The sequence below is a fragment of the Sphingobacterium sp. lm-10 genome, assembly GCF_023554555.1.
Classification (GTDB): Bacteria; Bacteroidota; Bacteroidia; order Sphingobacteriales; family Sphingobacteriaceae; genus Sphingobacterium.
Window position 1 is genome coordinate 1044168 of sequence record NZ_JAMJWC010000002.1, and the last position, 13648, is coordinate 1057815.

Sequence of the window (13648 nt, forward strand, 5' to 3'; positions counted from 1 at the left end):
ATCAGTTATGTTTTTCTTCGAAGGCATGCATGGCTTGTAGTGCCTGGCGCACAGCCTGTTCACGGGCCACGAGAAATTCGTCTACATGATCAGCATCTTTTGGTTCCAGGTTGGCAGCAAAGTAATAGAGCGCACTACCACGACGTAAATAGCCGACAAACCAGCCGTTATCTCCATGATCTGTGCTCCAACCCGTCTTTCCGCTCCAAGAATAAGTAGGCTGTGATTCGATTTCTAAGACCTTTAGCATAGTCTGATAGGTGCTGTCAGAGAGGGGAATCTTTCGGTTATAGAAGTCACGTAAAAATTGTACCTGTTGGAAAGTAGAAATTTTCGAGTCTCCAACAAGCCAGAAGTTTTGTAACGTTTCTTGTCGTACATCCATACCTGGGTATGAAAAGAGGGTGAGATAATCTAGCATACTCGGCAAACCAATTTTACCGGCAATCTCTTGATAACAAGGGACACAGGATAGCCGAAAGGCTTCTTTAAGAGTCAGGTCTTTTTCCCAACGGACATTGTTGCGTTTTTTGCCATCCCAATGCAATATGCTATTTTCATCTGTTACAATATGAGTCTCCAATGCAATCAACGTATTGGGGATTTTAAACGTAGATGCCGGTAGAAATCCTTGTGCTGCACGTTGAAAATCGTTCGAATAAAAGCTGTCTTGCTGCGCATCAAATACGAGGACAGTGCCGAGCAGGTTATGCTCGGTAAGAATGTCTCGAAACGCAGAGGCATATCGATCGGAAAGCAGCTCTTGCCCGAATGCCGACCCCATGTTGGTACTAAACAGGAGCAAGTAGAAAAGTGATCTTAGGTAGTGCATTGCTAATAAGATTGTTCGGTAAATCTATCGAAATTTTTAGGCATTTTAGGTGTCTTGATCGCGTTAAAAGTGAAATAACTCGTGTCCAACGTTTTGTAATTAATCTGCCCAAATGTGGTTTAACAATGTTATTTTTGAACCAAATGGCCTACAAATTCATCGATAATTACAGAGAAAAGGGTGCGCGTAAACAACTGGTTAAGCTGTTGGAAAAGCGAGGTATTCAGGATCAACGGGTACTCGCTGCCATCGCTAAAATTCCGCGTCATTATTTTTTCGATGAAACATTCTGGAACCAGGCCTACCGAGATATCGCATTTCCAATAGGAGACGGACAAACCATCTCACAACCCTATACGGTAGCTTATCAATCGGAGCTTCTCCATGTACGTGCCGGCGATAAAATATTGGAAATCGGAACAGGCTCCGGCTATCAAACCTGCGTATTGCTGGAACTGGGTGCAGAAGTATTTACGATTGAGCGGCAAGAAAATTTGTACAATCGGACCAAGATGGTACTGCCTTACATGGGCTATCAGCCTAATTTTTTCTACGGTGATGGCTCCAAAGGAATTGCGTCAAGCGCTCCTTATGATAAGATCATTGTGACGGCAGGAGCACCCCTTGTACCTGAAATCATGCTTAAACAGCTCAAATTTGGCGGTCTGTTAGTCATTCCGGTAGGAGATGAGAAAGAACAAAAGATGGTTACAATTCTACGTGTCGGTGAAAATGACTTTGAACGTATTGAGCTGGATACATTTCGTTTTGTACCTTTGGTAGGTGATCAGGCCTGGTAATAAGTAGATGATTTCGGGCTTTTGATCACGTTTTTAATGATTCAAACCCCATAAGATCCCGTGTCAGCAAACTTCTATCAACAAAATATTTCGCAAACCAAGTCGGAGATTGCTTCGCTGGACAAGCAGGTGAACACGTTCAGTCTATTGCGCCTTGCCGTGATCATTGGCGGAGGGGCAGCCTTGTTTATGCTCTTTCAATCCAATAGCGTTATCCAGGTGCTACTTTGTGCCATCTTTGTGATTGTATTCTTCCTGTATCTGGTATTCCGGCAAGCTAAATTGGAAAGGTTGCGAGACGAGAAACGCGCTTTTCTACAAATAAATGAAAACGAACAGGGGATGATCGAAGGGCATACCAATCTGTATTCTGATGGGTCGGAATATCAAGATCCTAAGCACCCTTATTCTTCTGACTTAGACATCTTCGGTCCACATTCCTTATTTTCGAAAATAAACCGTAGTGCCACACAAGATGGTAGCAATACCTTGGCGAAGTGGCTAGACGCAGCACCAGATCGGCAGACGATCTTAGATCGGCAGGCTGCTATTCAAGAGTTCGCTGCAGATGCACCCTTTAATCAGCAGCTGCAGACAAAACTGTTGTTCAATGTAACATCTAAAACTAATCTCAGGATGTATTTGTCTGCCTATTTCGAAGGTAAAGCGATGACCTTCGGAAATGCTTTTATGCGGATCTATACTTTCATTGCCCCGATCTTGATCACGACAGGTATCGTCGTATCCATCGCAGGATACAATGTGATGTCTTATGTGGTGATGTTGGCGGTTACCCATTTGCTGTGGACCTTAGCGTTGGCGGGTCGTGTATCTGTTTTCTCTGATCGAATAGACAAGATTGGTGCCATTATGATGGCGTACAGTGGTGCTATTGAGGCAATTGAGAAGCGATCTTTTACTGCGCCGCTTAATCAGGCCTTGCAGCAGCGCCTCCGCACTGATAACGATGCACCGCTCTCAGAAGCATTACATAAACTCGGAAAATTGATTGATAAGCTGGATGCGCGCAATAATCTGATTGTGGGCGCACTACTCAACATGTTCATGTTATGGGATTTTCGTCAGGTTTTGGCCATTATGCAGTGGAAAAATAAATACGCAGAGGATACCTTGCAGGCTTTCGAAGTAATGGCGCAGTACGAAGCACTGGTTTCTTTGGGTATCTTGTCGTACAATAATCCTGAATGGCATTTGCCAGAAATTGCGGAAGACTTTCAGGGAGATCGGATCGAAGCACAGGCCTTGTCGCATCCGTTAATTCCAGCGGATAAATCTGTGGCCAATGATTATTTGGCGCAAGATCATCGCGTCGCCTTGGTCACAGGATCTAATATGGCGGGTAAAAGTACCTTTCTACGTACGGTTGGCATCAATGCGGTGCTTGCTTATACCGGATCCGTGGTTTGCGCTTTGCGACTGAAACTACCGATCTACCGATTGGTTACGTACATGCGGATCAAAGATGATCTGAATGAAAGTACATCTACTTTTAAAGCGGAGCTGGATCGAATGAAATTTATTTTGGGTATCGTACAGGTGGCAAAAGACAGTTTCTTTCTGATCGATGAAATGTTGCGTGGAACCAATTCGGTAGACAAGTATTTAGGATCTAAGGCCGTTATTAAAAAATTGTTGGATATGGAAGGTAAAGGGATGGTCGCCACGCACGATCTGCAACTTTCCAAGTTAGCGGATCATTATCCCTTGGATTTGGTAAACTATCACTTCGATATACAGATTCGCGAAGGGGAGATGCTGTTTGATTACAAGCTGAAATCGGGCGAATGTAAAATATTCAATGCCTCCATGCTTTTAAAAGGAATTGGTGTAGAGGTAGAGGCTACGCCTGATGTGCAATAAGCGGCGACGCGTAGAGCAAGCTAGATTTATTTATATTTGCCCCCACCATTACATTTATTAGGATTTTGCAGACAATAGAAGAAGATATCACCGTGACGATAGCAGAAAGAATAGAACGATCGGAAACCCGGGTTTGTATTACGGTTTTTCCGTCCATTACCAACCATCACGACACGCTCTTTGGCGGTAAAGCGCTGGCTATTATGGATGAAGTAAGTTTTATGGCAGCCACCCGTTTCTGCCGTAAGCGATTGGTAACGGTGTCTACCGATAAAATAGATTTTAATAAAGCTATTCCAGCGGGTAGTATTGTAGAGGCGGTAGGACGAGTGGAGAAGGTCGGAAATACCAGTGTGAAGGTGCGGGTACAGATTTTCTTAGAAAGTATGTACGAGGATAGCAGAGAGCTGGCTATTCAAGGATCTTTTACTTTCGTGGCGTTGGACGACGACAAGAAGCCAATACCGGTTTTGCAGGGTTTAGGAGTTACTTCCTAATGTTTTGTCAGTAGCATTCTTCACGGTTTTAGATACTTCTTTTTACGGGACTCAAATCTGCTAATTCACGTTCTGTAAATAAGCGATAGTGTACTTTGAAGGTTTTGCCAAGGGGAGTTTCCAGTGAGAATCCACCCGGGCCGAAGCCATGGAGTACGTCTAAAGTGAAATGTGAATATTGCCAGTATTCAAATAAATCCCTATCAATCCAAAATTCGAATCCTTCCACTAAACCAATCATGGCATCGTTCATACGAGGGAAATAACCGCCCTTTTCGAAGCATTGTGGTTGTGTGCCTTCGCAGCAACCGCCAGCCTGGTAAAACATGAGTTCTCCATGCTTATCGACCAGTTCTTGGATTAACTGTTTGGCGGAGTCGGTAGAGTCTATACGTGCTATCATGATTTTTATAGTTTGTAATTTATCCTGGATGCTGCGACATGTGGGCGCGGCATCCAGGAAAATAAATCATTGGTTGGCTCTTTAAAAGAAGCCCAGCTTTTCTTTACTGTAGGAAATCAACATATTTTTTGTTTGACGGTAATGTCCTAACATCATTTTGTGATTTTCCCGGCCTACACCAGATTGTTTGTAGCCACCAAATGGAGCTCCAGCAGGATAGGAGTGGTATTGATTGACCCATACGCGTCCTGCCTGAATGGCACGTGGTACGGTGTATAATTGATGTGCATCTCGAGTCCATACGCCAGCGCCCAACCCATAGATGGTATCGTTGGCGATTTCGATTGCTTCTTTTTCATCTTTAAAAGTAGTGACTGAAACCACAGGGCCAAAGATCTCCTCTTGAAAGATACGCATTTTGTTGTGCCCTTTAAAGATGGTTGGTTGTATATAATATCCATCATTTAAGCCATCGCCGACCTTGTTTGCCTCGCCTCCGGTGAGCAGTTCTGCACCCTCCTCTTTACCCAATTTGATGTACGACAAGATTTTATCCTTTTGTACTTCAGAAGCCTGCGCTCCCATCATTACGTCAGGATCTAATGGGTTGCCTACCTTAATCTGCTGCACCCGATCGATTACTTTTTGGATAAATTCGTCTGCGATATCTTCCTGTACCAGGATTCTGGAAGGACACGTACAGATCTCCCCTTGGTTTAGCGCAAATAAGACGGCCCCTTCAATAGCCTTATCCAGATACGCATCATCCTGATCCATTACCGAGCTGAAGAATACATTGGGCGATTTTCCTCCCAGTTCCAATGTCACAGGAATAATGTTTTCGGTAGCGTATTGCATGACCAACCTACCCGTTGCTGTAGATCCGGTAAATGCGGCTTTCGCTACTTTAGGATTCGTGACCAATGCACGACCTAATTCAGACCCAAAGCCGTTCACAATGTTGACAACGCCAGCTGGTAAAAGATCTTCGATAAGCTCCATCAATACTAAGATAGACGTTGGCGTGCTTTCCGCAGGTTTCAATACAACAGTACAGCCTGCGGCTAATGCTGGAGCGAGCTTCCACACAGCCATAAGTATCGGGAAATTCCAGGGTATTATTTGCGCAACAACACCTAACGGTTCGTGTATGATTAAAGATAAGGTGTCTGCATCCAGCTCTGTTGCGCTGCCTTCTTCTGCCCGAATAACACTCGCAAAATAACGAAAGTGATCGGCTGCCAAAGGAATATCCGCATTCAAGGTTTCACGTACTGCTTTGCCATTATCAATTGTTTCCACAATAGCTAGGTACTCGAGGTTTTCTTCTATGCGATCTGCAATTTTGTTAAGAATAATGCTTCTCTCTGTGGCAGAAGTTTTGCTCCAAGTAGCAAAGGCTTTGCTGGCAGCATCTACCGCGAGATCCAAGTCCTCTTTACTCGAATGTGCTACCTGTGTATATACTTTGCCATCTATAGGAGAGATGTTGTCGAAGTATTTACCATTTACTGGGGCGACGTATTTCCCGCCAATGTAATTGTCGTATCGTTCTTTGAACGATGGTCTTTCTAATACACTCATGATTACTAAATTTAGTTTTATATACGATTATGTGAATCGCCAATAGGTCAAATCTACTGGTTTACTAAACTGATAATTAGCATAATAATCCTAATGAATAGCATAATCGTTAATCATGGTTAAACAAGCAAACCTTTTTTCTTTCCATCATTTTTTCCGTATCTTACCTATGTCGTTTACGGCTAAATTTGATAAGCATGAATTATAATTATGCATTAGATGCGCTGCCACTTTCTACAGATAAGCAATTATCTACGCTAGTAGAGAATAGACGGGTGGCTACATTTGGGAGTTTTGAATTTAATGTCTTTGAGACCTATCAGCCAACGCATGCGGTTCCTCTCCAATTTGGTGATATTGTAATGGTCAATATGTTGCGTGGCAGGAAAGTGATGCACTTGGAAGATACACCATCTTTCGATTATGTACCAGGAGAAACCTTAGTGTTGCCAGAAAATAAGTTGATGAAGATTGATTTTCCAGAAGCTACTATTTCGGCTCCTACCCAATGCGCGGCATTGACGATAGACCGCCGTAAAGTGGAAGATGTAGTTCAATTTCTAAATGAGCGGTCGCCCTCCAATGATCAGTCATCAGAATGGCGCTTCCGGTGGGACAAATTTCACTTCAAGCATGATGCGGAAACGATGTATCTAACAAATAAGTTATTTCGGCTGATGTCGGGCAACGATCACTTTCACGAAGCATTAGCGGAGTTAACCATTCAAGAGCTGCTGATTCGTACGGTACAAATGCAAAATTTGTTACATATAAGCTCTCCCGAAGAAAAAAAGACTTCTTTACTGAATTACCTAACCGAATTTATCCGAGCGCATATCTCCAGCGAGTTGACGATCGATTTGCTAAGTAAGAAGGCGAATATGAGTCGCTCCGCTTTATTTAAAGAATTTAAGTCGCAGGTTGGGATAAGTCCTATTGAATATGTCATTCGAGAACGAATGGCATTTGCTAAAAGGTTTCTTGAACAAGGCCTGAGTGTAAAAGAAGCAGGCTACGCGGTAGGCTTTAACGACGTGAATTATTTTGTTCGCTTGTTTGGCAGAAGAGAAGGCTTAACGCCGGGCGCTTATGCTAACAAGATGGGCGCATCGCACTAGTACTAGTAGGATGGTCGTTTATCGTTTCATTGCGCGATCTAGCTCTCGCTTCGACTCACGTTCTTTAATAGTATCCCGTTTATCAAAATCTTTTTTACCCTGTGCCAAGGCAATTTCTACTTTGGCGAAGCCACGCTCACTGATAAATATACGGAGCGGTACAATAGTGAATCCTTTTTCTTCGCCCTTCTCTTTCAGCTTTTTAAGCTCTCGCTTCGTTAACAAAAGTTTTCTATCCCGTTTTGCTTCGTGGTTGTAAAATGATCCGAAAGAGTATTCCGCAATATGCATATTACGAATGTAAAGACCATCTTCAAAAAATGCGCAAAAACTATCATTGATATTTGCCTTGCCTTCGCGGATAGATTTAATCTCTGTGCCGAGCAATCCCAAGCCAGCTACATACGTATCCAGAATGTGGTACTCGAATGTAGCTCTTTTGTTCTTTATATTGATTCGCGATGCGATAGCCATAGTTGCAATCTTTTGATGTGCAAAAGTACAAAATACCGCACTAGTATGAAAGTCGTAAGAAATTATTGTTTTTTTGTGTTAAAATTGGATTAATTTTTTGATATTTATGTGGCACTGTATGTAAAATTATTTGGTCGAGTTCCGTACATTTGCCAGCCTAATATCCTATGGAATATCCCATGGATTTTTGCGGAATCATCTACAAACGGTCAAATTTTGGTAATTTGCACTACATTTGCAGTAAAATTCTGACATTTGCATCCGGATGTTCAAAAAGTATAACATCTGTGCGGAAAAGTACATAGCACATCATAATAGAATGAGCAAAGGAAAGTTGAGCGGTAGAATATCGCAGTTTACGGAAGTAGAATATTTAAAAGCGAAAGGCCTTTATGCCTTCTTTCGTCCTATACAATCTCGGCAAGATACCGAGGTCATCATTGATGGCAAACGTGTATTAATGTTTGGATCTAATTCATATCTGGGATTAACTACCGATCAGCGCATAGTAGAAGCGGGTCAGGCTGCGTTGGAAAAATACGGTAGTGGGTGTGCTGGTTCGCGCTTTCTAAACGGTACACTAGACATCCATGTTGAGTTGGAGGAGCGTTTGGCTGCCTATGTAGGCAAAGAATCCGCCATCCTTTTCAGTACTGGTTTTCAAGCGAACTTAGGTCCTTTGTCGTGCCTTACTGGTCGTAATGACTATCTTTTATTAGACGATCGTAATCATGCTTCTATTATCGATGGCAGTCGCTTATCATTTTCCAAAGTGATCAAGTATGCGCACAATGATATGGCTGATCTAAGGGCTAAACTTTCCCGTTTGCCGGAAGAAAGCCTAAAAATGATCGCTACAGATGGCATCTTCAGCATGGAAGGAGATATTGTAGACTTGCCAGAAATGGTGAAGATCGCAAAAGAGTACGATGCTGCGGTTATGGTGGATGATGCGCACAGTTTAGGAGTGATTGGGCATTTAGGAGCAGGTACTGCAGACCATTTCGGATTAACCGATCAGGTGGATCTCATCATGGGTACATTTAGTAAATCCCTGGCTTCGCTAGGTGGTTTTATAGCCGCAGATTCCGATGTCATTGAATATTTAAAACATAAAGCACGCTCACTGATGTTTAGTGCGAGTATGACGCCTGCGTCTGTAGCTTGTACCTTGAAAGCGTTAGAGATCATACAATCGGAACCAGAGCATATTGAAAAACTTTGGGAAAACACCCGTTATGCAAAACAATCGTTGTTAGACAGCGGGTTTGATCTGGGCGATACACAAAGCCCAATTCTTCCGATATTTATCAGAGATAATGAGAAAACGTTTTGGGTAACCAAGACCTTGCAGGAAGATGGTGTTTTTGTGAATCCGGTGGTTTCACCAGCTGTACCAGCGGAAGAATCATTGATTCGTTTCTCTTTGATGGCAACGCATACTTTCAGCCAAATAGACGAAGCAGTGGAGAAAATGGCTAAAATTTTCAAAGCGGCCGACGTAGAGTTGTTAAGCTAAAAATAGATCGTCCGATGATTGAAATCGTTCCAGTAACAAGCAAAAAACAGCTTGCACATTTTATTGACTTCCCACACGATCTGTATAAGGAAGATAAAAACTATGTACCTGAACTTTTTCTAGGACAGCAGGATTTATTATCAGCCGATAAACATCCATTTTACAAACATTCATCCGCCCAACCTTATTTAGCGTACAAAAATGGTGTTTTATCTGGGCGCATAGTAGCTATTTGGAATAACAACCACAATGCCTATGTGCAGGCTTCCGAAGGTCATTTTGGCTTCTTCGACTGTGTCAATGACCAGGATGTAGCCAATGCATTATTCGATCAGGTAAATCAATGGGTGAAGGAAAAAGGAGGAAATCACATCGTAGGTCCTATTAACCTCACGACGAATGATACCTGCGGATTGCTAATTGAAGGTTTTGATCGTCCGCCTATGGCGATGATGACATATAACTTTCCTTATTACGCAGATCTGATTACCAATTACGGTTTTACTAAGAAGGAAGACCTTCGGGCTTATTTTGTAGATACCGCTACCGTAAATGGCCGTGCATTAGATTTAATGGATCGTTTGGAACAACGATTGAATCGCTCAGGCATTACACTTCGTGAAATTAATCTGAAGGATTTTAAAAACGAAGCGCAGAAAATAAAGCTAGTATACAACAAAGCATGGGACAAAAACATGGGATTTGTGCCCATGACTGACGAGGAATTCAATCATACAGCGAAAGATCTCAAGATGATTGTTGATCCTCAGTACGCGATCGTAGCAGAGAAAGCAGGGGAGATCATTGCATTTGCATTAGGAGTTCCTGATATCAATCAAGTGCAGATCAAGATCAAGCGTGGTCGTTTGCTTCCCACAGGCATTTTCAGACTGCTATTCGGTCGTAAAAATATTGATAACGTTAGAGTATTGATGTTAGGTGTTCTGGAGCCCTATAGAAAATTGGGTATTGAAGCCTGCCTGTACGGTAAATTGATTAGAAACGGAAAACGCAGCAACCTGAAGGGAGCGGAATGCTCTTGGATGTTGGATAGCAATTATTTGATGAATAGTGCTATTGAGCAGATAAATGGTCAGCTGTACAAGCGATATCGCTTGTTCGAAAAATCAGTATGAGTCAACCAAAGCTGTTAATAACCGGTGCTAGCGGATTTGTGGGGTGTCACCTGGTACATGCAGCAAAAGAAGCCGGTTTTTCCATTCATGCCACCATTCGGCATTCCAGCAAAATAGAAGATATTTCCCACTTGGTAGATACTTTTGTTGAAGTAGATTTTTCAGATGTAGAGAAGCTGACGCACTGGCTGGCAGAAGAATCTTACATGTATATTATTCATGCTGCAGCCCTCACCAAAGCCAAGCGCGAATCCGATATGGTCTTGGTGAATGTGGACTATACCATTAATTTACTAAAAGCTGCTTTTTCGATTCCAAAACCACCCCTTCGAGTACATATTTTAAGTAGTTTGGCAGCTGTAGGCCCTTTATCTTACGACAATGGCTGGATCGACGAAAGCTCGGCCTACCAACCGGTAACGGTTTATGGGCGGAGTAAAATGCGTATGGAGCAATTGGTAAAAGAACAGTTTTCCGACAAACCGATCCGTATTTTTCGACCTACGGCCGTATATGGCCCGAAAGATAAAGACATTTTTATCTTGCTTCGGACCTTAGACAAAGGTATCGATGCCTATATTGGCCGGAATCCGCAGACATTGAGCTTTATTTTTGTGAAGGATCTGGCAAATCTACTGATCCAGAGTCTAAAGACTCCGTTAACAAAACTGGATTTTTATCATGTTTCGGATGGAAACGTTTACGATCGTTATCAGCTGGCAAATATCTTTAAAAAAATAACTCAAAAACGGATGTGGCGCGTACATGTGCCATATGCGGTAGTAAAGCAAGTTGCCCGTGTATCAGAATGGCTATATAAATCCTCCCCCAAGACGCCCGTGTTATACACGGAACGATTGAATGAGATCACGGCCGGCAGCTGGGCATGCTCTATTGAGAAAGCAGAAAAAGAATTACACTTTGAGCCGCGTTACAATCTAGAAGCCGGTCTTACAGAAAGCCTTTTATGGTATAAAAAGCACCATTGGCTATAATAAAATAATTATGGAGACGAATAAGAAACTTTTTGCAGATAGAAAACGGACCAATATACTGAGCGTACCCGAACAAAAGTTTATCAGTTACTTGGTGCCGCGTATACCGCAATGGATTACTTCCGACGGTTTAACGGCAATTGGTTTGTTTGGTTCACTCGTCATCTTCGCCAGCTTTGTTTTAGCGAATTATTTTGATATTAATTATCTATGGCTGGCACTCGTTGGCTTTTTTGTACAATGGTTTGGCGATTCTTTGGATGGTCGCATTGCATACTACCGCGACAAATCGCGTAAATGGTATGGTTTTGCGTTGGACATCGTAATGGACTGGATAAGTACGGTCTTCATTGGCTTAGGATTTCACCTGTACGTAGAATCGGAGTACGAAATTATGGGTTTCTTGTTAGTGGCTTTGTACGGATGGGCTATGATTATCAGTCAGCTTCGTTACAAGATTACCGACAAATATACCATTGATGCCGGCTTATTAGGCCCAACAGAGGTCCGAGTAGTACTTTGCTTGGTGATTGTTTTAGAGATTTTTGTGCCTAGCAGTATTCTATACTCTGTATTCCTGATTTGTATTGCTTTGTTTTTCATTAATCTGGTGGATACCAAGAAATTATTGGTATTAGGTGATGAAAGAGACGCGCTCGAAAAGAAGAAAATATAAAGAATAACTCTAATATCAGAGAATGGCTCAAGGCGTCAAACAGTTTTTAAAAGCACAACTATCCGCCTTTGTTGGCGGTATGGTCGATTATGCGATCATGATTTGTGGTGTGGAGCTATTTGAATTGCCCATTAGTACATCCATTGTAATCTCAGGCGCTATTGGTGCCGTGGTCAATTTTTCGATCAATCGCTATTGGACTTTCAAAGATGAGCAGACTAAAGTAGGAGATCAGCTGTGGAAGTTTATTATTGTAGTCATAGGTAGCATTCTATTGAAATCACAAGGTACGCCACTGCTGACAGATATTACGGGAATAGATTATCGCATCACCCGATTGATGGTAGAGTTAGTGGTGTCGTTGGGCTTCAACTTTACACTACAAAAATTTTGGGTTTTCCGAAAAGGAGCGAGTAAGGAATAGGTGTTCACTTAATATGATTTGGTACGGATCGTTAATGTATTCTTTATACATCGACACTTATTGTATCGTATAGGTGTGATGATCTTTATTTGATTGGGATAAAGCCTGTAATTTGCTATGAAAGTTTCCGGTATGGAGCGATTATGAATTTACATAGGCCAACATTATTCTCCATTTTAATATCTGTAGAAGTAAGTATATAATGGCTGTGTGTTTGGATTGTTAAGGAGGGAGTGAGGATCAAACTTGCGGATCCCAAATCGGATGTTAGGTTTTGCGTCTATCGGCCATCCTGTTTCAACACCTTTAATGATAGCCATCCGGTAATCTAAGTCGATAACATCTACTGCGTATAACAGCAAATTCTTCACTTTAATCGTCTTTTCCAGAACTGTTGTGGTTTCAGTATTGTTCTTTGTAGAAAGCCGTATAGTATATATACCAGCTTTTTCATATTTTATGGTAGGCGATATTTCCATTGAAGTCTCGCCATTTCCAAAATCCCACTCATATGCTGATAAATTCGCTGAGGTATTATTAATCCTTAAAGGTTGAAATACGCAGGCCTCTATTTCATCGGAATAATCTAAATGATCTTGCTCTCGGTAGTTTGTCGCTACTGCGAAATCCAAAGAAGGAAGATCATCTTTCTCTAATGTTTGTTTGCTACAACTGGTAACGACTGATGTCAATAGTGATAGTAGGCAGATTGTTTTTAATAGATACATTCAATAATGATTTTATAGTTAGTGGAAGGAGATGAGTTAGTTTGATGACTGTTTTCGGGATGTATGGTGGATTAAATGTATGAATTAGTGTCAACGATTGCCTAGAAATAAATACATACGATAGATATTCTAGTAGTTGGTATAGCGTTCCAAATAGGATTACGCAGTGTGATTGGTAAATCAATTTAAAGGTAGCAATGATTTTCTTTCAAAAAAATCTCCTTGTGGATAAGGCAGTTAGGGAGTGGTAAACATGAAAATGTAGAAAAGGTTTTGTGGGAGTAAAAGTTTATTCTACCTTTGCACCACTCCGCAAGGGAGGAACAGTGGTGAGAGGATATAAAAGTGGGTTTATTTGGGTTTAGGCTTGGATAATCGCATGAATTGAGAAGAGGAGATTCTCAAATTATTTTCACAAATAATTTGGAAGTTCAGAAAAGATTCTTACCTTTGCAATCCCAACCGAGAGGAAGGGCAAACAAAATGAAAGTCAAGTCCGAAAGGATAAGATATAAAAAGCCAAAGCGCGATGCGGCGGCGAGAAAGTTCTTTAAAGAAATGATCATGATGCGTGGTGAGTA

General features: G+C 41.8%; 14 protein-coding genes. 9 read left to right on the forward strand and 5 right to left on the reverse strand.

The window, feature by feature from the left end; all coding sequences use genetic code 11:
- Position 1: 1 nt before the first annotated feature.
- Positions 2-832 carry a penicillin-binding transpeptidase domain-containing protein gene (locus M8998_RS14605; protein WP_249994079.1) on the reverse strand — a complete coding sequence of 277 codons (831 nt, stop codon included), beginning with the start codon at positions 830-832 and terminating at the stop codon, positions 2-4.
- Between the two features lie 143 nt (positions 833-975).
- On the opposite strand from M8998_RS14605, the gene M8998_RS14610 reads away from it, so the two are divergent.
- The 3 genes from M8998_RS14610 to M8998_RS14620 all read left to right on the forward strand — a co-directional run bounded on the left by M8998_RS14610 (position 976) and on the right by M8998_RS14620 (position 4010).
- Positions 976-1632, forward strand: coding sequence for a protein-L-isoaspartate(D-aspartate) O-methyltransferase (locus M8998_RS14610; protein WP_249994081.1), 657 nt, complete (start codon positions 976-978; stop codon positions 1630-1632).
- A 60-nt stretch (positions 1633-1692) separates the two neighbouring features.
- Positions 1693-3513 (forward strand): MutS-related protein, encoded by a 1821-nt coding sequence (locus tag M8998_RS14615; RefSeq protein ID WP_249994083.1) that lies wholly within the window; start codon positions 1693-1695, stop codon positions 3511-3513.
- Between the two features lie 92 nt (positions 3514-3605).
- Positions 3606-4010 (forward strand): acyl-CoA thioesterase, encoded by a 405-nt coding sequence (locus M8998_RS14620; RefSeq protein WP_249994149.1) that lies wholly within the window; start codon positions 3606-3608, stop codon positions 4008-4010.
- Positions 4011-4038: 28 nt separating this feature from the next.
- On the opposite strand, the gene M8998_RS14625 is transcribed toward M8998_RS14620, so the two are convergent.
- Together M8998_RS14625 and M8998_RS14630 are read right to left on the reverse strand one after the other, a co-directional pair.
- Positions 4039-4413: a DUF779 domain-containing protein gene (locus M8998_RS14625; protein ID WP_249994085.1), complete on the reverse strand. Its 375-nt coding sequence runs from the start codon at positions 4411-4413 to the stop codon at positions 4039-4041.
- Between the two features lie 81 nt (positions 4414-4494).
- Entirely contained in the window at positions 4495-5997 is a 1503-nt protein-coding gene (locus M8998_RS14630) for an aldehyde dehydrogenase family protein (RefSeq protein WP_249994087.1), read from the reverse strand.
- 197 nt (positions 5998-6194) lie between these two features.
- On the opposite strand from M8998_RS14630, the gene M8998_RS14635 reads away from it, so the two are divergent.
- On the forward strand, positions 6195-7115 hold the full coding sequence (locus tag M8998_RS14635) for a helix-turn-helix transcriptional regulator (protein WP_249994089.1): 921 nt from the start codon (positions 6195-6197) through the stop codon (positions 7113-7115).
- An 18-nt stretch (positions 7116-7133) separates the two neighbouring features.
- Here M8998_RS14635 and smpB read toward each other — a convergent pair whose 3' ends face one another.
- Positions 7134-7589: an SsrA-binding protein SmpB gene (gene smpB / locus M8998_RS14640; protein ID WP_249994091.1), complete on the reverse strand. Its 456-nt coding sequence runs from the start codon at positions 7587-7589 to the stop codon at positions 7134-7136.
- Positions 7590-7908: 319 nt separating this feature from the next.
- On the opposite strand from smpB, the gene spt reads away from it, so the two are divergent.
- From spt to M8998_RS14665, 5 genes are read left to right on the forward strand one after another with little or no spacing between them, the layout of a single operon-like run.
- Positions 7909-9108, forward strand: coding sequence for a serine palmitoyltransferase (gene spt / locus M8998_RS14645; RefSeq protein WP_249994093.1), 1200 nt, complete (start codon positions 7909-7911; stop codon positions 9106-9108).
- Positions 9109-9122: 14 nt separating this feature from the next.
- Positions 9123-10244 (forward strand): hypothetical protein, encoded by a 1122-nt coding sequence (locus M8998_RS14650; RefSeq protein ID WP_249994096.1) that lies wholly within the window; start codon positions 9123-9125, stop codon positions 10242-10244.
- Positions 10241-11239, forward strand: a complete 999-nt coding sequence (locus M8998_RS14655; RefSeq protein WP_249994098.1) for an NAD-dependent epimerase/dehydratase family protein — start codon at positions 10241-10243, stop codon at positions 11237-11239. The genes M8998_RS14650 and M8998_RS14655 overlap by 4 nt, the downstream gene beginning before the upstream one ends.
- A 10-nt stretch (positions 11240-11249) precedes the next feature.
- Positions 11250-11915 carry a CDP-alcohol phosphatidyltransferase family protein gene (locus M8998_RS14660; RefSeq protein ID WP_249994100.1) on the forward strand — a complete coding sequence of 222 codons (666 nt, stop codon included), beginning with the start codon at positions 11250-11252 and terminating at the stop codon, positions 11913-11915.
- Positions 11916-11937: 22 nt separating this feature from the next.
- Complete coding sequence (locus M8998_RS14665) at positions 11938-12339, forward strand: GtrA family protein (protein ID WP_249994102.1); 402 nt, start codon at positions 11938-11940, stop codon at positions 12337-12339.
- Positions 12340-12515: 176 nt separating this feature from the next.
- Here the strand turns inward: M8998_RS14665 and M8998_RS14670 are convergent, their stop codons facing one another.
- Positions 12516-13067: a PKD domain-containing protein gene (locus M8998_RS14670; RefSeq protein WP_249994104.1), complete on the reverse strand. Its 552-nt coding sequence runs from the start codon at positions 13065-13067 to the stop codon at positions 12516-12518.
- Positions 13068-13648: the final 581 nt, after the last annotated feature.

Bases quoted from the DNA above. Each gene is read 5' to 3' on its own strand.
- M8998_RS14605 (WP_249994079.1), bottom strand. From the start codon at position 832: ATGCACTACCTAAGATCACTTTTCTACTTGCTCCTGTTTAGTACCAAC.
- smpB (WP_249994091.1), bottom strand. From the start codon at position 7,589: ATGGCTATCGCATCGCGAATCAATATAAAGAACAAAAGAGCTACATTC.
- M8998_RS14630 (WP_249994087.1), bottom strand. From the start codon at position 5,997: ATGAGTGTATTAGAAAGACCATCGTTCAAAGAACGATACGACAATTAC.
- M8998_RS14670 (WP_249994104.1), bottom strand. From the start codon at position 13,067: ATGTATCTATTAAAAACAATCTGCCTACTATCACTATTGACATCAGTC.
- spt (WP_249994093.1), top strand. From the start codon at position 7,909: ATGAGCAAAGGAAAGTTGAGCGGTAGAATATCGCAGTTTACGGAAGTA.
- M8998_RS14625 (WP_249994085.1), bottom strand. From the start codon at position 4,413: ATGATAGCACGTATAGACTCTACCGACTCCGCCAAACAGTTAATCCAA.
- M8998_RS14650 (WP_249994096.1), top strand. From the start codon at position 9,123: ATGATTGAAATCGTTCCAGTAACAAGCAAAAAACAGCTTGCACATTTT.
- M8998_RS14655 (WP_249994098.1), top strand. From the start codon at position 10,241: ATGAGTCAACCAAAGCTGTTAATAACCGGTGCTAGCGGATTTGTGGGG.
- M8998_RS14635 (WP_249994089.1), top strand. From the start codon at position 6,195: ATGAATTATAATTATGCATTAGATGCGCTGCCACTTTCTACAGATAAG.
- M8998_RS14665 (WP_249994102.1), top strand. From the start codon at position 11,938: ATGGCTCAAGGCGTCAAACAGTTTTTAAAAGCACAACTATCCGCCTTT.
- M8998_RS14610 (WP_249994081.1), top strand. From the start codon at position 976: ATGGCCTACAAATTCATCGATAATTACAGAGAAAAGGGTGCGCGTAAA.
- M8998_RS14660 (WP_249994100.1), top strand. From the start codon at position 11,250: ATGGAGACGAATAAGAAACTTTTTGCAGATAGAAAACGGACCAATATA.